Source organism: Tsukamurella sp. USMM236 (assembly GCF_037148755.1).
In the GTDB taxonomy this organism is placed as follows: domain Bacteria; phylum Actinomycetota; class Actinomycetes; order Mycobacteriales; family Mycobacteriaceae; genus Tsukamurella.
The window spans coordinates 15,692-36,646 of sequence record NZ_JBBCSS010000008.1 but is presented as its reverse complement, the minus strand read 5'-3'; the positions used below and the strand labels follow the sequence as shown (position 1 = coordinate 36,646).

Annotated in this window: 19 protein-coding genes; 10 read left to right on the top strand and 9 right to left on the bottom strand. The window is 70.8% G+C overall.

All coding sequences use genetic code 11. From position 1 onward, the window contains the following. Nucleotides 1-37 precede the first annotated feature (37 nt). The 6 genes from argS to rho all read left to right on the top strand — a co-directional run bounded on the left by argS (nucleotide 38) and on the right by rho (nucleotide 8,825). On the top strand, nucleotides 38-1,690 hold the full coding sequence (argS, locus tag WFK95_RS21215) for an arginine--tRNA ligase (protein ID WP_336671867.1): 1,653 nt from the start codon (nucleotides 38-40) through the stop codon (nucleotides 1,688-1,690). Then, entirely contained in the window at nucleotides 1,665-3,065 is a 1,401-nt protein-coding gene (gene lysA / locus WFK95_RS21210; protein ID WP_336671866.1) for a diaminopimelate decarboxylase, read from the top strand. Before argS ends, lysA begins: the two co-directional genes overlap by 26 nt. Beyond that, nucleotides 3,065-4,399 (top strand): homoserine dehydrogenase, encoded by a 1,335-nt coding sequence (locus WFK95_RS21205; RefSeq protein WP_336671865.1) that lies wholly within the window; start codon nucleotides 3,065-3,067, stop codon nucleotides 4,397-4,399. The genes lysA and WFK95_RS21205 overlap by 1 nt, the downstream gene beginning before the upstream one ends. Beyond that, entirely contained in the window at nucleotides 4,392-5,489 is a 1,098-nt protein-coding gene (gene thrC / locus WFK95_RS21200; protein WP_224647880.1) for a threonine synthase, read from the top strand. The genes WFK95_RS21205 and thrC overlap by 8 nt, the downstream gene beginning before the upstream one ends. Nucleotides 5,490-5,497: 8 nt before the next feature. Next, nucleotides 5,498-6,508 carry a homoserine kinase gene (thrB, locus tag WFK95_RS21195; protein WP_336671864.1) on the top strand — a complete coding sequence of 337 codons (1,011 nt, stop codon included), beginning with the start codon at nucleotides 5,498-5,500 and terminating at the stop codon, nucleotides 6,506-6,508. Between the two features lie 331 nt (nucleotides 6,509-6,839). Next, on the top strand, nucleotides 6,840-8,825 hold the full coding sequence (gene rho, locus WFK95_RS21190; protein WP_336671863.1) for a transcription termination factor Rho: 1,986 nt from the start codon (nucleotides 6,840-6,842) through the stop codon (nucleotides 8,823-8,825). A gap of 56 nt (nucleotides 8,826-8,881) precedes the next feature. On the opposite strand, the gene WFK95_RS21185 is transcribed toward rho, so the two are convergent. Both WFK95_RS21185 and WFK95_RS21180 read right to left on the bottom strand, forming a co-directional pair. Then, complete coding sequence (locus tag WFK95_RS21185) at nucleotides 8,882-9,097, bottom strand: GNAT family N-acetyltransferase (RefSeq protein WP_336671862.1); 216 nt, start codon at nucleotides 9,095-9,097, stop codon at nucleotides 8,882-8,884. 154 nt (nucleotides 9,098-9,251) lie between these two features. Beyond that, on the bottom strand, nucleotides 9,252-10,922 hold the full coding sequence (locus WFK95_RS21180) for a serine/threonine-protein kinase (RefSeq protein ID WP_224647877.1): 1,671 nt from the start codon (nucleotides 10,920-10,922) through the stop codon (nucleotides 9,252-9,254). Between the two features lie 282 nt (nucleotides 10,923-11,204). On the opposite strand from WFK95_RS21180, the gene rpmE reads away from it, so the two are divergent. From rpmE to WFK95_RS21160, 4 genes are all read left to right on the top strand, one after another. Next, a complete protein-coding gene (gene rpmE / locus WFK95_RS21175) occupies nucleotides 11,205-11,447 on the top strand; it encodes a 50S ribosomal protein L31 (protein ID WP_224647876.1) in 243 nt (80 codons plus the stop codon). 106 nt (nucleotides 11,448-11,553) lie between these two features. Beyond that, nucleotides 11,554-12,642, top strand: coding sequence for a peptide chain release factor 1 (gene prfA, locus WFK95_RS21170; protein WP_224647875.1), 1,089 nt, complete (start codon nucleotides 11,554-11,556; stop codon nucleotides 12,640-12,642). A 6-nt stretch (nucleotides 12,643-12,648) separates the two neighbouring features. Continuing rightward, the gene (gene prmC, locus WFK95_RS21165) at nucleotides 12,649-13,500 is read left to right on the top strand and encodes a peptide chain release factor N(5)-glutamine methyltransferase (protein WP_443081583.1); all 852 of its coding nucleotides are present in this window, start codon (nucleotides 12,649-12,651) and stop codon (nucleotides 13,498-13,500) included. Beyond that, the gene (locus WFK95_RS21160; protein WP_224647874.1) at nucleotides 13,497-14,156 is read left to right on the top strand and encodes an L-threonylcarbamoyladenylate synthase; all 660 of its coding nucleotides are present in this window, start codon (nucleotides 13,497-13,499) and stop codon (nucleotides 14,154-14,156) included. Before prmC ends, WFK95_RS21160 begins: the two co-directional genes overlap by 4 nt. Before the next feature lies 1 nt (nucleotide 14,157). On the opposite strand, the gene WFK95_RS21155 is transcribed toward WFK95_RS21160, so the two are convergent. The 7 genes from WFK95_RS21155 to WFK95_RS21125 form a co-directional block, all read right to left on the bottom strand. Then, complete coding sequence (locus WFK95_RS21155) at nucleotides 14,158-14,781, bottom strand: hypothetical protein (RefSeq protein WP_336671861.1); 624 nt, start codon at nucleotides 14,779-14,781, stop codon at nucleotides 14,158-14,160. An 84-nt stretch (nucleotides 14,782-14,865) separates the two neighbouring features. Continuing rightward, on the bottom strand, nucleotides 14,866-15,762 hold the full coding sequence (locus WFK95_RS21150) for a hypothetical protein (RefSeq protein ID WP_224647872.1): 897 nt from the start codon (nucleotides 15,760-15,762) through the stop codon (nucleotides 14,866-14,868). Between the two features lie 46 nt (nucleotides 15,763-15,808). After that, nucleotides 15,809-16,753: an MlaD family protein gene (locus WFK95_RS21145; protein ID WP_336671860.1), complete on the bottom strand. Its 945-nt coding sequence runs from the start codon at nucleotides 16,751-16,753 to the stop codon at nucleotides 15,809-15,811. A 14-nt stretch (nucleotides 16,754-16,767) separates the two neighbouring features. Further along, nucleotides 16,768-17,817: an MlaD family protein gene (locus WFK95_RS21140; RefSeq protein ID WP_336671859.1), complete on the bottom strand. Its 1,050-nt coding sequence runs from the start codon at nucleotides 17,815-17,817 to the stop codon at nucleotides 16,768-16,770. After that, on the bottom strand, nucleotides 17,817-18,920 hold the full coding sequence (locus WFK95_RS21135; RefSeq protein WP_336671858.1) for an MlaD family protein: 1,104 nt from the start codon (nucleotides 18,918-18,920) through the stop codon (nucleotides 17,817-17,819). Before WFK95_RS21135 ends, WFK95_RS21140 begins: the two co-directional genes overlap by 1 nt. Then, complete coding sequence (locus WFK95_RS21130) at nucleotides 18,920-19,939, bottom strand: MlaD family protein (protein WP_224647868.1); 1,020 nt, start codon at nucleotides 19,937-19,939, stop codon at nucleotides 18,920-18,922. The genes WFK95_RS21135 and WFK95_RS21130 overlap by 1 nt, the downstream gene beginning before the upstream one ends. Then, entirely contained in the window at nucleotides 19,924-20,949 is a 1,026-nt protein-coding gene (locus tag WFK95_RS21125; protein WP_336671857.1) for an MlaD family protein, read from the bottom strand. Before WFK95_RS21125 ends, WFK95_RS21130 begins: the two co-directional genes overlap by 16 nt. Nucleotides 20,950-20,955: the final 6 nt, after the last annotated feature.

Genomic DNA, 20,955 nt, shown 5'->3' with positions numbered 1-20,955 from the left:
GGAAACCGGGCGGTCAGGCGCACCTTAGGATGGACCGGTGACTCCCGCTGACCTTTCGGAACTCCTGCACGCCACCGCGACCACCGTGCTCACCGAGCGCGGCCTCGACGTCTCCGTGCTGCCCGAACGCGTCACCGTCGAGCGGCCCCGCAACCCCGAACACGGCGACTACTCGACCAATATCGCGATGCAGGTCGCGAAGAAGGCCGGCGTCAATCCGCGCGACCTCGCGACCTGGCTCGCCGAGGCCCTCGGCAACGCCGACGGCGTCGACGAGGCCACCGTCGCGGGCCCGGGCTTCCTCAACATCCGGCTCGCCGCGGACGCGCAGAACCAGCTCGTCGTGAACATCCTCGAGCAGGCGGGCGCGTTCGGGCAGGGCACGGCGCTCGACGGTGCGCTCATCAACCTCGAGTTCGTCTCCGCCAACCCGACGGGCCCCGTCCACCTCGGCGGCGCGCGCTGGGCCGCCGTGGGTGACAGCCTCGGCCGCGTGCTCGAGGCCCAGGGAGCCGAGGTCACTCGCGAGTACTACTTCAACGACCACGGCGCGCAGATCGATCGGTTCGCCCGCTCGCTCGACGCGGCCGCCCGCGATCAGCCGACGCCCGAGGACGGCTACGCCGGCGACTACATCGGCGAGATCGCGGCCACCGTCGTCAAGGACCACCCGGGCATCGTCGACCTCCCCGAGACCGAGCGGGTGGAGGCCTTCCGCGCCGACGGCGTCGAGCTGATGTTCGGGCACATCAAGCGCACCCTGCACGAGTTCGGCACCGACTTCGCCGTGTTCACCCACGAGGACGAGATGTTCAGCTCGGGCCTCGTCGAGAGCAGCGTCCAGCAGCTCAAGGACAACGGCAACCTGTACGAGAAGGACGGCGCCTGGTGGCTGCGGGCCACGGACTACGGCGACGACAAGGACCGCGTCGTCATCAAGTCCGACGGCAACGCCGCGTACATCGCGGGCGACATCGCCTACATCAAGCACAAGTTCGACCGCGGCTTCACTCTCGCGATCTACATGCTGGGTGCGGACCACCACGGCTACATCGGCCGGCTCAAGGCCGCGGCCGCCGCGCTCGGCTACGACCCGGCGCAGATCGAGGTCCTGATCGGCCAGCTGGTGAACCTGGTCAAGGACGGCAAACCCGTCCGCATGAGCAAGCGCGCCGGCACCGTCATCACCCTCGACGATCTGGTGGACGCCGTCGGTGTCGACGCCGCGCGCTACTCCCTGGTGCGCAGTTCGGTGGACACCTCCATCGACCTCGACCTGGATCTCCTCGCCCAGGCGAGCAACGAGAACCCCGTCTACTACGTGCAGTACGCGCACGCGCGGCTCTCGGCCATCGCGCGCTCGGCGGCCGAGCTCGGCGTCGTCGCCTCGACGGAGCACCTCGGCCTGCTCGACCACGCCCGCGAGGGCGATCTGGTGCGCACCCTCGGCGAGTTCCCTGCCGTGGCCGCGGGCGCCGCGAATCTCCGTGAGCCGCACCGCATCGCGCGGTACCTCGAGGAGTTGGCCGGCGCCTACCACCGCTTCTACGGCGAGTGCCGCGTGCTGCCGATGGGCGACGAGGAGCCGACCGACCTGCACCGCGCCCGCGTGGCGCTGTGCGCCGCCACCCGTCAGGTGCTCGCCAACGGCCTGGCGCTCGTGGGTGTTTCGGCACCCGACCGGATGTGAGAGGCCACCACTCGTGAGTGAACTGGATCGGGCCGTGTGGCCCGCCCACGCGCGCCGGGAGGCCGACGGTGCGGTCTCCGTCGCCGGCGTGCCCGTCACCGCGCTCGCGGCCGAGTTCGGCACCCCGCTGCTCGTGATCGACGAGGACGACTTCCGGGCCCGCTGCCGCGGCATGCGGGAGGCGTTCGGCGACGACGCGGCGGTGCACTACGCCTCGAAGGCCTTCCTCTCCATGGAGATCGCCCGCTGGGTGCGCGACGAGGGACTGAACCTCGACGTCTGCAGCGGCGGCGAGCTCGCCGTCGCCCTGCGCGCCGGCTTCCCCGCGGAGCGGATCGCGCTGCACGGCAACAACAAGTCGGTCGCCGAGCTGGACTACGCCGTCGAATCGGGCATCGGGCACGTGGTCGTGGACTCGCTCTCGGAGATCGCGCGGCTCGACCGCGCGGCAGGGGAGCGGAACACCGTGCAGGAGGTGCTGATCCGCCTCACGCCCGGCGTGGAGGCGCACACCCACGAGTTCATCTCCACCGCGCACGAGGACCAGAAGTTCGGCTTCTCCCTCGCGTCGAACGGAACCGACTCGCCCGCGATGAAGGCCGTCACCGCCGTCTTCACCGCCGACAACCTGCGACTCGTGGGCCTGCACAGCCACATCGGCTCGCAGATCTTCGACGTCAACGGCTTCGAGATCGCCGCCCGGCGCGTGCTCGAGCTGCTGCGCGACGTCGTCGCACGCTTCGGCGCGGAGAAGACCGCGCAGCTGAGCACCATCGACCTCGGCGGCGGCCTGGGGATCTCCTACACCCCGCACGACGACCCGCCGCCCGTCGCCGACCTCGCTGCCAAGCTGCGGCACATCGTCGAGACCGAGTCCGCCGCACTGGGACTGGCGACGCCGCACCTCGCCGTCGAGCCCGGTCGCGCCATCGCGGGCCCGCCCGGGATCACGCTGTACGAGGTGGGCACGATCAAGGACGTCGTGGTGGACTCCGAGGACGTCGGCCCGCAGGGTTTCCGGCGCTACGTGTCCGTGGACGGCGGCATGAGCGACAACATCCGCACCGCCCTGTACGGCGCGGAGTACACCGCCGTGGTCGCGAGCCGCGATCCGCAGGGCGATCCCGTGCTCTCCCGCATCGTCGGCAAGCACTGCGAGACCGGCGATATCGTGGTCCGCGACACCGACACCCCCGGCGACCTGGCGGAGGGCGACCTGATGGCCGTCGCCGCCACGGGGGCCTACTGCTATTCGATGTCCAGCCGCTACAACATGCAGCCGCGTCCCGCGGTGGTGGCGGTCAAGGACGGCGCGGCGCGGCTCATCCTGCGCCGGGAGACCGTGGACGACCTGGTGAGCCTGGAGGTGCTCTGATGACCGAATCCGCACAGCAGAGGGAACTGGGCGTCGCCCTCCTCGGCATGGGCACCGTGGGCACCGAGGTGGCGCGCATTCTCGTGGAGAACCCCGACGACCTCGCGGCCCGCGTCGGCGCGAACCTCGTCATCCGCGGGATCGCCGTGCGCGACACCACGAAGGACCGCGGCCTCAAGGCCCTCGGCCTGAAGAAGAGCCTGCTCACGGACGACGCGGAGGCCCTGGTCGGCCGCGACGACGTCGACATCGTGGTCGAGGTGATGGGCGGCATCGAGCCGACCCGCACGCTGATGCTCAGCGCGTTCAAGGCCGGCAAGTCGGTGGTCACCGCGAACAAGGCGCTGCTCGCGGAGTACACCGGCCAGCTCGCCGACGCCGCCAACAAGGCCCGGGCCGACCTGTACTTCGAGGCGGCCGTGGCCGGCGCGATCCCCGTGATCCGCCCGCTGCAGCAGTCCCTCGCGGGCGATTCGGTGGGTCTCGTCGCGGGCATCGTCAACGGCACCACCAACTTCATCCTCTCCAACATGGCGGAGAAGGGCGAGGCCTACGAGACCGTGCTCGCGGAGGCAGGCCGCCTGGGCTACGCGGAGGCCGATCCGACCGCCGACGTGGAGGGCTACGACGCCGCGTCCAAGGCCGCGATCCTCGCGTCGATCGCCTTCCACACCCGCGTCAAGGCCGACGACGTGCACCGCGAGGGCATCACCGGCGTCACCGCCGCGGACATCGAGGCGGCGAAGGCCTTCGACTGCACCATCAAGCTGCTCGCGATCTGCGAGAAGATCACCGATGCCGAGGGCGCGCAGCGGGTCTCGGCCCGCGTGTACCCGGCGCTGGTGCCCTTCAAGCACCCGCTCGCCAGCGTCGACGGTGCCTACAACGCCGTCTTCGTCGAGGCCGAGAACGCCGGCCGCCTGATGTTCTACGGCGCCGGCGCGGGCGGCGCGCCCACGGCCTCCGCCGTGATGGGCGACCTGGTGGCCGCGGCCCGCAACAAGGTCGTCTCGGGCCGCGGACCCCGCGACTCGGCGTACGCCAAGCTGCCGATCGCGCCGATCGGCGAGGTGCTCACCCGCTACTACGTGGCGATGGAGGTCGCGGACCGGCCCGGCGTGCTCAGCGCCGTCGCGAACGAGTTCTCGGCGCGGAGCGTGTCCATCAGCACCGTCCGCCAGCAGGCCGACACCCCCGAGCGGGGCGCGCGCCTGGTGATCCTCACCCACAAGGCACCCGACGCGGCCCTCTCGGCCACCGTCGAGGCGCTGAAGAACCTGGACGTGGTGACCGCCGTGTCCTCCGTGCTCCGTCTGGAGGGAACCAGTGACTAATTCCGCTGCCACCGTGCACACCCCGTGGCCCGGCCTGATCGAGGCCTACCGGCACCGTCTGCCCGTGTGCGACACGTGGGAGCCGGGCTGGGCGCCCGTCACCCTCCGCGAGGGCGCGACCCCGCTGCTGCCCGCGCGGGCGCTCTCCGAGCTCACCGGCTGCGACGTGCACCTCAAGGTCGAGGGCCTCAACCCCACCGGCTCCTTCAAGGACCGCGGCATGACCATGGCCGTCACCGAGGCCAAGGCCACCGGCAAGAAGGGCGTGCTGTGCGCGTCCACCGGCAACACCTCCGCCTCCGCCGCGGCCTACGCCGCCATCGCCGGCCTCGAGTGCGCCGTGCTGGTGCCCGCGGGCAAGATCGCCATGGGCAAGCTGGCCCAGGCCGTGATGTACGGCGCCAAGATCATCGAGGTCGACGGCAACTTCGACGACTGCCTCGAGCTGGCCCGCAAGACCACCGCCACCTTCGACACCATCTCGCTGGTGAACTCGGTGAACCCGGTGCGCATCGAAGGCCAGAAGACCGCGGCGTTCGAGATCGTCGACGCCCTCGGCAAGGCCCCCGACGTGCACGCGCTCCCCGTCGGCAACGCCGGCAACATCACCGCGTACTGGAAGGGCTACAGCGAGTACGCCGCCGACGGCATCATCTCCGCGCGCCCGCGCATGCTCGGCGTGCAGGCCGCGGGCGCCGCGCCGCTGGTCAACGGGGCCCCGGTCAAGGACCCCGAGACCATCGCCACCGCGATCCGCATCGGTAGCCCCGCGTCCTGGAACCAGGCCGTCGCCGCCCAGCAGGAGTCGAACGGCCAGTTCCGCGCCGCCACCGACGAGAAGCTGCTCGAGGCCTACCGCCTCATCGCGAAGACCGAGGGCGTCTTCGTCGAGCCCGCGTCGGCCGCGTCCGTGGCCGGCCTCCTCGCCGCCACCGCCGACGGCTGGATCGAGAAGGGCTCCACCGTGGTGTGCACCGTGACCGGCAACGGCCTCAAGGACCCGGACACCGCGCTGAGCAGCCTGCCCGAGATCGCCCGCGTCGGCATCGACCCCGTCGCCGTGGCCGCCGCCATGGGGCTGACGGAGTAGCCGCGCCCGTGTCCCCCGCCTCGAACGCCCCGCTCGTCCTGCCCGTCGGCCTGAAGGCCACCGTGACCGTCCCGGCCTCCAGCGCCAACCTCGGCCCCGGCTTCGACACCCTCGGCCTCGCGCTCGGCCTCTACGACGACGTCACCGTCGAGACCGTCGATCCCGGGACCGACGGTGACCTGACCGTCGTGGTCACGGGGGAGGGCGCCGGGGAGGTGCCCGACGACGACCGTCACCTCGTGGTCGTGGCGCTGCGCCGCACCCTCGCGCACCTCGGGGTCACCGCGACCGGGCTCCGCCTGACCTGCGTCAACCGCATCCCGCACTCGCGCGGCCTCGGCTCGTCGGCCGCCGCCGTCGTCGCCGGGATCGCGGCCGCCGCCGCGCTGGCCGCCGACGCCGACGCGCCCCGCGGGCTCACCACCGACGAGATGGTGCAGCTGGCCTCCGAGTTCGAGGGCCACCCCGACAACGCTTCCGCGAGCGTGCTCGGCGGCGCGGTAGTCTCCTGGACCGTGCCCGCGGTGCCCGTCCCCGACGTGGCCGGCTACCGCGACCACGCGGCGGCGAGCGCGGCACCGTCGGCGCCCCTGCACTACGGGGCCCGGCGCGTGGACGTGCACCCCGACATCCGGGCCTACGCCTTCGTGCCCGACGTGCAGTCCTCGACGTCGGTGACGCGCGGCATGCTGCCCCGCCTGGTGCCGCACGCCGACGCCGCGTTCAACGCCTCGCGCGCCGCGCTCATGGTGCTGGCGCTCACCGCGCACCCGGACCTGCTGCTGGACGCCACCGAGGACCGGCTGCACCAGCGGTACCGGGCCGCCTCCATGAAGGAGTCGTTCGCGCTGGTCGAGCGGCTGCGCGCCGCCGGCGTGGCCGCCGCGATCTCCGGCGCCGGGCCCACCGTGCTCGCGTTGACCCCCCAGGCGCTGCCGACCCGCCTCGCGGACGCCGCCGTCGAGGCCGGATTCGTCGTGCGCGAGCTGCCCATCGCCGACGGGGTCGTGCGCGGCTGAGCGCGCGGTCCCGGGGGTGGTGATTGCCGGGCGCCGGTACCCGCGCTATCATGGCAAAAGTGTCCGACCAGTGTGCGGACGCTGTTTCGGCACATTGCCATTCCACGCCCAGCAACCAGCCTCGGACGTGTTGGCGCGCCGGTCTCCACATCAGGCCGAGACATCTGTGCCCCCGCCGGAAACGCGGGGCCCGGCAGCCGAAGCGCAACAAGCACCTTCGTCATTCGTGCGTCGCCCGCGAAAACACCTGTGCACCAACGCAGGACAGCCCGGCGAGCACGGTAGGCCCCTGCTTCCGCAGTGCGCGAATCAGGGAATTGAAAGGAACTCCGTGACCGAAACGGACGTGACCACCAGCCCGGAGACGGCCACCGCCGCGGCCAGCACCACGCGGGCCGACGAGCGTCGCCGCTCGGGCCTCAACGGCATGGTGCTGGCCGAACTGCGAGGCATCGCGAGCGAGCTGGGGATCAAGGGGGTCTCCGGGCTCCGCAAGGGCGATCTCATCGCCGCGATCAACGACCACGGCGGCGCCGCCAAGACCGCGCCGAAGGTCGCCAAGGCCGAGGCTCCCAAGGCTGAGGCTCCCAAGGCTGAGGCGCCCACGAGCGAGGCGCCCACGAACGACGCCCCCAAGGCGGAGGCGCCGCAGGCCGAGGCCGCCGACGCGCCGAAGACCGAGGGCCGCACGGCCCGCGCCCCGCGGGGCGAGCGGGCGGCGAAGGCCGACCGGGCACCGTCGGACAACGGCGACGCGAGCGCCCAGGCCGACGCGCCCCAGGGCGACGCCCCGAAGAACGAGGGCGAGCAGGGCCAGCAGGGTCAGCGCCGCGAGCGCAACCAGCGCCGCAACCAGAACGCCGACGGCGAGGGCCGCCAGCAGGGCGAGAACCGCCAGGACCGCCAGCAGGGCGACCGCCAGCAGGGCGAGAACCGCCAGGACCGCCAGCGCAATCAGAACAACAACCAGGGCGGCCAGGGCAACAGCCAGGGCAACCGCAACCAGAACAACGGTCCGGACGACGACGGCGACGGCACGGGGCGCCGCGGGCGCCGCTTCCGCGAGCGCCGTCGCGGCCGCGACCGCAACCAGAACGACGGCGAGCCGCAGGTCAGCGAGGACGACGTCCTGCAGCCGGTGGCCGGCATCCTCGACGTGCTCGACAACTACGCATTCGTGCGCACCTCGGGCTACATCGCCGGGCCGAACGACGTCTACGTCTCGATGAACATGATCCGCCGCAACGGCCTGCGCCGCGGCGACGCGATCACGGGCGCCGTGAAGATGCCCCGCGACGGCGAGAGCTCGGGCGACACCGGCGGCAACCAGGGCGGCGGCGGTGGCCGCGGCAACCAGGCGAACCGGCAGAAGTTCAACCCGCTCGTGCGCCTGGACTCGGTCAACGGCCAGGACGTGGAGTCGGCGAAGAACCGGCCCGAGTTCAACAAGCTCACGCCGCTGTACCCCAACCAGCGGCTGCGCCTCGAGACCGCGCAGAACATCCTCACCACCCGTGTGATCGACCTGATCATGCCGATCGGCAAGGGCCAGCGCGCCCTGATCTCGGCGCCGCCGAAGGCCGGTAAGACCACGGTGCTGCAGGACATCGCGAACGCGATCGCCACGAACAACCCCGAGTGCTACCTCATGGTGGTGCTGGTGGACGAGCGCCCGGAGGAGGTCACCGACATGCAGCGCAGCGTGCGCGGCGAGGTGATCAGCTCCACCTTCGACCGCCCGCCGGGCGATCACACCTCGGTCGCCGAGCTGGCGATCGAGCGGGCCAAGCGGCTCGTCGAGGGCGGCAAGGACGTGGTGGTGCTGCTCGACTCGATCACCCGCCTCGGCCGCGCCTACAACAACTCGAGCCCCGCGTCGGGCCGCATCCTCTCGGGCGGTATCGATTCGACGGCCCTGTACCCGCCGAAGCGGTTCCTGGGCGCGGCGCGCAACATCGAGAACGGCGGCTCGCTGACGATCATCGCCACGGCGCTGGTCGAGACCGGCTCCACCGGCGACACCGTGATCTTCGAGGAGTTCAAGGGCACCGGCAACGCCGAGCTCAAGCTGGACCGCAAGATCTCGGAGCGGCGCGTCTTCCCGGCCGTCGACGTCGCGGCGTCGAACACCCGTAAGGACGAGCTCATCATGGCGCCCGACGAGGCTGCCGTGGTGAACAAGCTGCGCCGGCTGCTCGCCGCGCTGGACAGCCAGCAGGCCATCGACCTGCTGATCAGCCAGCTCAAGAAGACGCAGAACAACATCGAGTTCCTCATGACGGTGCAGAAGAACAGCGGCTTCGGCGACAACGACTGACCGCATCACGCAGACGACGCGCCCCACTCCTTCGGGAGTGGGGCGCCGTTGCGTGTTCAGGGGTGTTTCGGTACGTTCTCCGTCGTGCGCACCATGAACACGTCGACGGCGTCCTCATGCACCGTCTCGAACCCATGGCGTTCATACAGCCGCCGGGCCGGGCTGCCGAGCGGGACGTCGAGGCGGACCGTGTCGGCGGTGGTGAGAACCTCGCCCAGCACAGCGGTGCCGATGCCTTGGCCCTGAGGAGCCTTCCCGCGGGAGGTGTTCACAGAGTCCGGGGTAGCGACCCGATGATCGGTGAGGAACTCCCGCGGGAGTGGACGGGCGTGTAGGCGACCGGCGCCGGAGTGAAGAACCCCCGCGGGAGCGCCGTGGGGCGCTGCGGGAGACGACGGCACCGTCGGGCGGGCCGACGGGGCGCGCCTACTGCGGCAGGAACGGCGTGATCGCCGCGGCGATCTCCGTGCCGCGGTTGCAGTCCCGGTTGCCCACCTTCTGCAGTCCGATGTAGAGGACGCCGTTGGTCAGCGACTTGTACGCGGTGATGCAGTAGTCGGGTGTGTTCGTGTTCGTGCTCGGCACCGTGAAGGAGCGCCACTTCGTCGTGCCCGACACCGACACCGCCGCGCCCGTCTCCCACGAGTTCGACGTCTCGAAGGTCGCGAACTTCACGTCCGCGTTGCTGGCCTTCGAGTCGGAGCCCTTGCAGGCGTACTTCGCGCCGGCGGTGCCCGACCGCTGCCCCGGGTCGTCGGCGAGCGGGCTGATGCCCAGCGTCGAGATCGTGGTGGGCGGTAGCAGGCACGGGTCGATGAAGCCGTCGCGCACCGTCGAGGTGTTGCTCACCGGTGTCGTGGTCGCGGGCGTCGACGGCGCGCTGCTGGCGGCGGTGCTGGTCGGGGAGGCGACGGCATCGTCGGAGCTCGTGCTGAGCGCGAGGATCGAGACCGCGGCCACGGCCACCACCGCGACCGCGGCGATCGCGCCGATGACCACGCCCTTCTTGGTGCCGCCCTGCTGCGGCGACTGCCCGGCGAGGCCCACCGGCCCGCCCTGCCACGTGCCCTGCGGGCCCGCGACCTGCGGATTCGACACCGGGCCCGACGGCCGGGCGAAGGGCTGCGAGGGCACGCCCTGGAACGGCGGGGGAGTCGCGGGACGGAAGCCCGCGCCGGGCGGCGGCGTCGCGACCCGCGTGGTCGGGTTCGACGGTGCCTGCCCCTGCGGGTACGCGCCCGCCGCGGCGGCGTGCAGGGCCTGCGCGAAGTCGTGGCACGTCGCGTACCGCTGCTGCGGCGCCTTGGCCATTCCGCGGGCGATCACGGCGTCGATCGCGGGCGGGAGGCCCGGGCGCTGCCGCGACGGTGCCGGGGGCGGGGCCATCAGGTGGTCGCGGATCACCGCGGTGCCGCTGCTCGCGCCGAAGGGCTTGGCGCCCGTGAGCAGCTGGACCGTGGTGCCGGCGAGGCTGTACTGGTCGCTGCGGCCGTCCACCGGGTCGCCGCTGAGCTGCTCCGGCGAGGCGTAGTCGAGGGTGCCGACCACCATGCCGACGGATGTCAGGTCGCTGTGCTCCTGCTGCTGGCGGGCGATGCCGAAGTCGCCGAGCATGACGCGCGGCGTCGAGCCCGTGGCGTCGATCATGATGTTGCCGGGCTTGACGTCGCGGTGCAGCAGGCCCTGGGTGTGCGCGTAGTCGAGCGCCGCCGCCACCGCGTCGACGATGGTCAGCACCTGGTTCACCGGCAGCCCGGTCGGGTTGCTCGCGAGCAGCGCCGAGGCGTCCTGGCCCGGGACCAGCTTCATGGACATCCACAGCCGGCCGTCGTCGTTGCCGCGGTCGTACACCGGGACGATGTTCGGGTGGTCGAGCCGCGCAGCCATGTCGGCCTCGCGCTCGAACCGCGCCCGATACGTCGGGTCGTGGGAGAAGGCCGTGGGGAGCACCTTCAGGGCGTCCACGCGCGGCAGCCGCGGGTGCCGCGCGGCGTACACCGCGCCCATGCCGCCCGCGCCCAGCAGGCGCTCCACGACGTAGCCGCCGATCACGGTCCCGGCGGGCTCGATCGCCGGTCCATTGCCTGACTCGTTCACGTCTTCACTCCCGGATTTCTCGAGAACTCGGCCCGCTCGCTTCGCTCCCGGTGCCGGTCTGGTGACAGCTCGTAGCTAACACCGGCGGACTTGCGGCGCGCCAGTCAACCACCAAACGTCCGCCGCATCGTGACCACGGCGTCGTCGCCCACCTGCGGGAGCCGGGAATTTCTCGAAGCCCAGTGCGTTCTGGCATACTGGAACGTCGGTATGGGTTCCGGTTCACGGTCCTGGCGCACGCCAGGGGCGACCCGGCGACCACGAACGAGAAGGACGGCAATCATGAAGCAGGGTATTCACCCCGAGTACGTGGCCACCACCGTTGTGTGCGGTTGCGGCAACACGTTCGAGACGCACAGCACCAAGGCCGACGGCCGCATCAACGTCGAGGTCTGCTCGCAGTGCCACCCGTTCTACACGGGCAAGCAGAAGATCCTCGACACGGGCGGCCGTGTCGCGCGCTTCGAGAAGCGCTACGGCAAGCGCGCCGGCAAGGCCACCGAGGCCGCAGCCGACTCGCAGTAGCTGTCCCGCCGACGCCCGTCCTGCCCCGCAGGCCGGGCGTCGGCGCGTTTCACGGGTACCCCAGCTCCCGCATCGCCCCGCCCCGTCCGAGAAAGGCACCGCCGCCATGAGCGCCTCGTCCCCCTCCGCGATCGACGACATCCTCGCCGAGTACGCCGGCCTCGAGCAGCAGATGTCCGACCCGGCGCTGCACAACGACCCGGCCGCCGCGCGCAGGGTGGGCAAGCGCTTCGCCGAGCTGGCGCCGGTCATGGCGACGCATCGCAAGCTGGAGGCCGCCCGCGAGGACCGCGCCGCCGCGCAGGAGCTGGCCGCCGACGACGCCTCCTTCGCCGAGGAGGTGACCGCGCTGGGCGAGCAGATCGTGACGCTCGAGCAGCAGCTCACCGACCTGCTCGCGCCGCGCGACCCGCACGACTCCGACGACGTGGTCCTCGAGGTCAAGTCGGGGGAGGGCGGCGAGGAGTCCGCCCTGTTCGCCGGCGACCTCGCCCGCATGTACCTGCGCTACGCGGAGCGCCGCGGCTGGAAGGTCGAGACCCTCGGGGCCACCTACTCCGACCTCGGCGGCTACAAGGACGCCACGTTCGCGATCAAGTCCCGCGGCGCCGGCGCCGACGGGACCATCGACGGGGTGTGGGCCCGGATGAAGTTCGAGGGCGGCGTGCACCGCGTGCAGCGCGTCCCCGCCACCGAGAGCCAGGGCCGCATCCACACCTCCGCGGCCGGCGTGCTCGTCTACCCCGAGCCCGACGAGGTCGAGGAGGTGCAGATCGACGAGTCCGACCTGCGCATCGACGTCTACCGCTCCTCCGGCAAGGGCGGGCAGGGCGTCAACACCACCGACTCCGCGGTCCGCATCACGCACCTCCCGACGAACATCGTCGTGACCTGTCAGAACGAGCGCTCGCAGCTGCAGAACAAGGCCCGCGCCATGCAGGTGCTGGCCGCGCGCCTGCAGGCCCTCCGCGAGGAGGAGGCCGAGGCCGCCGCGTCGGACTCCCGGGCCGCGCAGATCCGCACCGTCGACCGCTCCGAGCGGATCCGCACCTACAACTTCCCCGAGAACCGCATCGCGGACCATCGCATCGGCTACAAGTCGCACAACCTCGACCAGGTCCTCGACGGCGAGCTCGACGCCCTCCTGGACGCCCTTCAGGCGGCTGATCGCCAGGCGCGCCTCGAGGCCGAGTAACCCGGCGTGACCCGACCCACGATGCTGGCCGCCGCCGCGACGGCCCGGCTGGCGGAGGCCGGCGTCCCGTCGGCGCGGTTCGACGCGGAGGTCCTGCTCGCCGAGGCCCTCGGCATCGACCGCGGGCGGATCCCGATCGCCGACGACGCCACCCCGGAACAGATCGCCGCGTACGAGGCCCTGCTGGCCCGGAGGGCGGCCCGGGAGCCGCTGCAGCACATCCTGGGCCGCGCCTACTTCGGCCCGCTCACGCTGGCCGTGGGGCCCGGCGTCTTCGTCCCGCGGCCCGAGACCGAGCTCCTCGCCGTCTGGGCCGCCCGGCAGGTCGGGCGCGGCGCCGCCGTCGTCGACCTCTGCGCCGGCTCCGGCGCGCTGGGCCTGTACCTCGCGGCGACGGTGCCCGACTCCCGCGTCGTGCTCGTCGAGCGCGACCCCGCGGCCCTGGACTACCTGCGCCGCAACGCCGACGCGGCCGCGCTCGCGGGCTCGGCGACGGTGCTCGACGCCGACGTCCGCGACCCAGCGCTGCCCGCGCGCCTGGCGGAGTTGCTCGGCACCGTCGACCTGGTGGTGTCCAATCCGCCGTACGTGCCCAAGGGGGCGGAGCTCGACCGGGAGGCGGCCGCCGACCCCGCCGTCGCGCTGTTCTCCGGCGCCGACGGGCTGGACCTGATCCGCGACCTCGCGCCGCTCGCCGCTCGACTCCTCGCCGCCGGGGGCGCCGTGGGCGTCGAGCACGACGACAGCAACGGCGCCGGCACCGCCGAGCAGTTGCGCGCGGCCGGCTTCGGCGGCGTCGCCGAGCACCGGGACCTCGCGGGAAGGCCCCGGTACGTGACTGGCAGGATGGACCCGTGAGCATCGCCAGCCGCGCCTTCGACTGCACCGACCCGGAATCCCGTGCCGCGGGCCTCAGCGCCGCCCGGTCCGCGCTGAAGGGCGGCCACCTCGTGGTGATGCCGACCGACACCGTCTACGGCATCGGCTGCGACGCCTTCGACGGGCGCGCCGTCGCGGCGCTGCTCGCCGCGAAGAACCGCGGCCCCGACATGCCCGTCGGCGTGCTCGTGGGCTCGTGGAACACCATCGACGGGCTCGTCAGCCGCGTCAGCGACGCCGCCCGCGAGCTGACCCGCGCCTTCTGGCCCGGCGCCGTCTCCCTCGTCGTCGAGCAGGCGCCCAGCCTCGCATGGGACCTCGGGGACACCCGTGGCACCGTGATGCTGCGGATGCCGCTGCACCCCGTCGCGATCGAGCTGCTGCGCGAGGTCGGGCCGATGGCGGTCTCCAGCGCGAACGTCTCCGGCCGCCCGCCCGCCGCCACCATGCTGGAGGCGCGGGATCAGTTGGGCGACTCGGTCGACGTCTACCTCGACGGCGGGCCCTCCGAGCACGCCGCGCCGTCGAGCATCGTCGACCTGTCCGGGCCGCAGCCGCGCGTGCTGCGCGAGGGCGCCGTGAGCACCGCCCGGATCGCCGAGGTCCTCGGCGTCACCGTCGAATCGCTGGCCTGAGCTACTTCGTCGGGCCCGCGGTGCCGCCGACGTCGGTGATCAGCCAGTTCTGCGCCTTGTCCAGCGTCACGTCGTAGCGGGTGAGCAGCTCGCGGCCGGCGGTGGCCTGCACGTTGTTCGCGGTGACCGTCACGAACACGGCCACCTTGTAGGTCGAGTCGCTACGGCTGGTCACCACCGCGACGGGGTCGGTCCCCTTCGACACCCACTGCAGCGGCTGCAGCAGCTGGTTCATCGCGCCGGCCGTCGCCTCGAGCTTCGCCTTCAGCGACGGCGAGACACCGGTCGTGATCGCGGTGCGCCACGGGGTGAGGTCGCGGTAGTCGAAAGTCGACGACCCGATCGCGTACTTCCCGGCGACGTCCTCGGCCTTGGCGTCGTCGGCCGCGGCCTGCTGGGTGGTTGCCAGCTCGGCGCGCGCGTCGTCGGCGCGGCCCTGGGCGCCGCTCCACAGCACGGCGAAGGTCACCGTCGACGCCAGGAGCGCGAGCACGAGGACGGACGCGACCACCAGCCCGGTCACCAGGCCGGCCGAGCGGCGCGGTGGGGGAGTGGGGGCGCCGAATCCCTGGGGTGCGTACCCCTGGGGCGCGTATCCGGGCGGCGGGACCTGCGGCTGATTCACCATTCCATGATCGCATGTTCACGAGAACAACGAAGCGCCCGGACCCCTGCGGGATCCGGGCGCTTCGGCGGGACGGCTACGGCGTCAGTTGCCAGGAGCGGGCGTTTCCGCGGGCGTCTGCGCGCCCTCGGTCGGTGCCGCCGGGGTCGGCTGAGTGGCCTGCGAGGACGGATCGGCGAGCGAGCCGCCCACGTCGGTGATCTGCCAGTCCTTGTCCTTGTCCAGGGTCACGTTGTAGACGGTGACCACCTCGCGGCCGCTGGCGGCCTGCACGTTGGTGGCTTCGACCTTGACGTAGGCGCTGACCTTGTAGATCGGGCCCGACTGCGAGTTGACGACGGCGTCCATCACGGTGCCCTTGGACACCCACTGCAGCGGCTGCAGCAACTGGTTCATGGCGCCGGCGGTGGCGTCCATCCGCGTCTTGAGGTCGGGGGAGACGCCCTTGACGATGGCCGCGCGCCACGGTCCGAGGTCGCGGTAGTCGAAGGTCGAGGCGCCGGCGGCGTACTCCGCGGCCACCTTCTCGGCCTGCGACTTCTCGGCGGCGGCGGCCTTCATGTCGCTGTTCTCGGACTTCTGCAGGCCCCACAGCACGCCGAAGGTGATCGACGCCGCGAGCAGGGCCAGGATCACGACGGTGATGACCACCGTGGTGACGGTCGCGCCGGCAGTCAGACCCGCGGCCTGGTTCCGCGTCGCCGCGGCCCGGGCCGACGCCTTCGGGCGGCGCACGGGCGCCTCCACGACGTCGTCCTCGTCGTCCTCGACCGGGGGAGCGGGGCGCTTGGCCGTCTTCGCGGCGGGCGCGGCCTTCTTCGCGGTCGAGACCTTCTCGGTCGGAGCCTCGTCCTTCGTCGCGATCTCCTCGGTCGCGTCGGCGGTCTCCTCGGCCGCCTCGTCGACGGTGTCCTGCACGGTCTCCTCGGTCGCCGCGGCCTCGTCAGCGAGGTTCTTGTCGTCCGGGGTGGAATCAGTCACTTGTCGCGTAGCCAATCGTGTCGGGGTTCGTCGGTCCGGTGGAGCGCTACTTCTTCGGCGGGATGACCACCGTGAGGTTCGCGGCACCGTCGGAGCCGACCGTGTTCAACGCCTGCGAGAGTAGCGCGGCCATGTCGATCTGGGGCAGCACGTCCGTCAGGGCCTGCACCACGGGCACCAGCGGCTCGGTCATCGGACCGAGGTTCGACAGGAGCTTGCTGGTGTTCGGGGCGATCTTCATCAGGAACGGGTTGACCGACTTCGTGAGCATCTCGGGCCCGTTGATGCCCTTCATGAGGACGTCCAGCGCCTTGAGCATCTCGACGTCCTTGACCACGAAGGTGCGGGTCGCGGGACCGAACTCGGAGATCGCGCCCGGCAGCCAGTCCATGTCGGCCTGGTAGTCCTGCGTGTTCTCCATCATGCGGCGGATGTTGGGCATCCGGGCAGTCAGGGTACGGGCCAGCAGATCGCCGGCCTGCGAGATGTTCGGCAGCGAGCCCTGCGTGTTGCTGGTCGCGTCCGCCAGGGTCTCGGTGATGCCGCCGAGGTCCGTCGAGTTGATGTTGCTGGTCAGGCCCGAGATCAGCTGGAAGGTCTCGGGCAGCGACAGCGGCTCCTTGATCTTCGCGATGTCGATCGTCGAGCCGTCGGCCAGGTACGGGCCGTTGAGGTTCTCGGGGCGGAAATCGATGTACGGCTCGCCGACGGCGGACAGCTGCTCGATGCGCAGGCCCGTGTCCGACGGGATCTTGTACTTCCCGTCGTAGCGGAACTTCACGACGACCTTGCCGTCCTTGCGGTCGATCGTCTCGACGTTGCCCACCTTGACGCCGCGCAGCAGCACGGAGGAGTCGGGGAGCAGCTGGTTTGCGTTGTCGAGCTTCATCGTGACCGAGCGGTAGTCCGCCAGCGGCCGCCAGTGCAGCACGCCGAAGGCGATGTACGCCGTGCCCAGCACCATGACCAACGCGAAGGTCAGGAGGCTCAAGAAGGTGCTCTTTTTCACGGAACTGCTCCCACCATCCGAAGGTTGTTGACCGCCTGGCGGGCGGCATCGGAAGTGGGCACGTTCCCGTTGGTGCCCAGCTCCTTGACGTTGACCTTGGCCCCGCTGGAGAGGAACGGCAGGATCTTGTTCTTCAGCAGGTCCTCGAGGTTCGCCAGGTTCGCCTGCCGGCCGTTCATGTTCGGCCAGCCGGGGAACATCAGCGGCTTGATCACGCCCGCGACGGTCGCCGTCGAGGCGTCGAGCAGTGGCGCGGTGAAGATCAGCGGGGAGAGCGCGTCGGACAGCCGGCTGAGCAGCTTGATGGCGCCGGTGGTCAGGTCGAGCGTGTCCCCGAACCAGTCGTCCGTCGGCTTGAGCAGGGCGACGAGGATCTGGTCGTTGTCGTTGACCGTCGTCACGAGGCCGCCGACCGACGTGATCGCCTGGCTCACGTTGTCGCTCTGCGCGCCGAGGTCGACCACGGTCTGCGAGACCGTCTTGACCAGGCCGGAGAGCTTCTGCGGGTCGGCCGGCAGGTTGCTGTTGATCCGGCTGAAGGTGTCCTGCAGCTGCATCAGGCTGCCGCTGCCGAGGAAGTTCGCGAGGTCGGCGAGGATGTCCTCGATCTGCGTCGGCGGCTTGGTCTGCGTCGTCGGCAGCGTGTCGCCGCCCTTCAGCGGCTTGCCCGGCTTGCCCGGCGTGGTCTTGAGGGCCACGTAGGTGTCGCCGAGGATCGTGTCCTGCTGCAGCGTCGCGGTGACCGTGTTGGGCACCTGGACGCCGTTGTTGATCTTCACGTCGACGACGGCCTTGCCCTCTTCGAGCGTCACCTTCTGCAGGCGACCGGAGACCACGCCGTCGAAGACGACGCGCGCCCGGTCGGGCAGGTTGAGGACGTTCGTGAAGTCGAGGTGCACGACGTAGCCGTCGCCGCCGCCGGGCTGGCCGGGGGCGGGGATGGCCGACGGGTTGAAGGGCACGGAGCCGCAGCCGGCCAGCACCGCGCCGGTGGCGACCGTGGCCACGCCCATTGCGAGGGCCCGCCTGGTGAATGGATTGCGCATCAGTACGCCGCTCCCGTCGCGCGCAGGACCGTGGAGATGAGCTCCACGTTGACGTGGCCCGCATCGGCGACCTTGCACTGGCCCGGCGCGAACCGGTTCAGGTTGTTGCAGGTCTGGGCCGGGTTCTTCGACGGCACCAGCGCTGACGGCGGCCGGTACGTGATCTTGGTGGCCAGGGTCTTCTTGTCGACGCTCACCTGGAAGGCCCGGATCAGCGGCGGCAGGATGTTGAGCAGGTCGCCGAACTGCTTGGTCGTCGCCGCCAGCAGGGTCGTGGTGGGGACGGTGACCTCGAGCAGGGGAGCGATGAAGGCGCCGTACTTGTCGAAGACGGTGGCCAGCACCTTCACCAGCGGGACCAGCTGCGGGAAGGCGCCGATACCGGTGTCCATCAGCGGCTCGCCGACGTTCTTGATCCGGAACGCGTACTTCGTGAGGAAGGCGCGCATCTCGTCCCAGTTCTGGACCAGGCCGTCGGAGGCGGGGGCGAAGGCGTCGAGGATCGCCGCCACGTCGCCCATGCCGGGGCCGGGGTTGCGCATCAGCTCGCCGAGCTTGTTGGTGAGCGCGGAGATCTCCGGGCCCGTGCCCTGCGTCGCCTTGTTCAGCGCGGGGATGGAGGCCATCGCCTTGCGGAACTCCTCGTCACCGCCGCCGACGGTCAGATCGTCGACGACCTTCGAGACCGCCTGGAGCGACTCGGTGATCGACAGCGGCGTCTTGGTGTTGGTGATGCACTTGCCGGGCTGCCACGTCGGGCCGCCGGTGTAGGTCTGGAGGAGCTCCAGGCGGCGCTGGGCGACCAGCGAGTCCGCGATCGCGACGACGCCGACGTTGGTCGGCAGCTTGCGGTCGGCGGGTAGGTCGAAGTCGACGCGGGTCGTGGCGCCGTTCGGGGTGATCTTGGTGATCTCACCGATCGGGTAGCCGAACTGCGCCACCTTGCTGCCGGTGAACAGGCCCACCGAGTTGTCGAGCTCGGCGCAGTACGCGGTGGTCTTCTCGGTGAGGCCCTTGAAGGCCACACCGCCGAGGACCAGAGCGGCGGCGACGATGACCACGAACGCGGACATCGCGCCGCGGGAAGCGAGGAACTTACGCATCAGCAGGTCACCCCCGGGCTCGGAATGCAGACATTGGTCGCGAGGAAGGTCTGCTCGGACTGGTTCAGCTGGATCGTGCCGTCGGGCGCGATCGTCTTCTGCAGGCCGGCCAGCATCTCCTTGGCGTTGGCGATCGCGGGCTCGGCCTGCTGCACCACCTCGCGGGCCTTGGCCACCAGCGCGTCGAAGCGGCTGGCGAGCGGGTCCACGTTGTTGAGGTAAACGTTGAGCAGGGGACCGAGGCGCTGCACGAGCTGCGTGGTGTTCGACAGGTAGCTCTTGAAGCCGGCCAGGTTCACCTCGGCGGCGGAGAAGAACGTGCTCATGTTCCGCATCAGCGAGAGCAGCAGGTCGCCGTTCTGGTTGATGGTCGTCGAGTACTCGCCCATCACCTTGACGAAGTCGCCCGCCTGGTCCTGCTGACGCAGGATGTTCTCGAACATCTTGTTGAAGGTGCCGACGGTGTTGCGGATCGACTCCGGCTGGTCCTCGAGCGCCTGGTTCAGCTGCGACATGGACTCGCGGATCGGGGTCGCCTTGATCTTCTCGACCTTCGGCGTGGCCTGCTGGAAGGTCTCCAGGAGGCTGTACGGCATCGATACGCGCTCCGGCGGGATCGGCTTGTCGCCGAGGCTCGTCGTGCCCATCGGGGTCAGCGCCATGTAGTAGCCGCCGACGGTGGTCAGCATCTTCATCGACGCGGTGGTCGCGTCACCGAGGAAGACGTCCTTGTCGACGCGGAACTTCACGCGCACCCGGTCGTCGAGCAGCTCGACGTCGGAGATCGATCCGACGCTGATGCCGGCGACGCGGACGTCGACGCCCGAGCGCACGGCCTGCGCCTCCTTGAAGTCCGCCGAGTACTCCTTGGTGCCCGGCTGGAAGACGAAGAGGTAACCGCAGATCGCCAGGACGATGACGGCGATCAGGGCGCCGACGATGCCCCAGTTCAGCTGGTACCGGCGGTCCTGCGCCGCCGTCGGCAGCGGACGGTTGAAGAGGTTCACTTTGGATTGCATACCGTCACCTTCTGACCTGCGACGAAGAGATTCATCATGCCGGGGAGCTTGGCCTGGCCCTTGCTGCAGGTCGCCGAGACCGCGGGCCCCGCCTGCGGCTTCGTGCCCTCGTTCAGGAGCTGGACGATGCCGGGGAGGGTCGCGAGCGCGTTCACCAGCTGCTCCGCCATGGGCATCGCGTTGCTGACGATGGCGTCGAGCGGCGGGTTCTCGTTGGGCGTGAGGCCCAGTGCCGCGAGCAGCGCGTTGGTGCGGCTCACCACACCCGAGGTCTTGTCGGACCACTCGCGCATCGAGTCGATGTTGCTGGCCAGCGTGCGGGCGAAGACGTCCAGCTGCTGGAGCACCTTCGTCAGGCCGGGGGAGGCCCCGCCGATGGACTCCGATACCGAGCCCAGGTTCGTGATGAGCTGGGTCAGGACGCGCTGCCGGTCGTTGCTCACGGCCATCAGCTTGTCGAGCGAGCCGAGCAGCGGGCCGAGGCCCTCGCCGTTGCCCTGGATCACCGCGAGCACCGACTGCGACAGGTGGTTGATGTCATCGGCGTTCAGCGTCGACAGGACCGGCTTGAGGCCGACGAAGACCGACGTGATGTCGAACGAGGACTGCGTGTACTTCTCCACGATCGTGCTGCCGGGCTTCACCTCCGCCGCCGTGCTCTTCGGCGTGGGCCGTACCTCCAGGAACCGGGAACCGGTGAGGTTCTGGTACCGGATGGCCAGCGTGTCGTCGGCACGGAACTTGCGGTCGCGCTGCACCGAGAACGTCACGGCCGCGTTGGAGAGCCGGTGGTCCGAGGACTGCTTGACCGCGATGTCCTTGACCTTGCCCACCTGCACACCGAGCATGCGGACGTCGTCGCCGACCTTGAGGCCGGACACGTCCTTGAACTCGGCGTGGAAGGTGTCGAGGTCGCCCTGGGGCGGCCGGGTCAACGCCTGCATCACCAGTACGAGCAGCAGGATCATCACCGCGGCGAAGACCACGATCTTGATCGAGGTCGCCTTCATTGACTT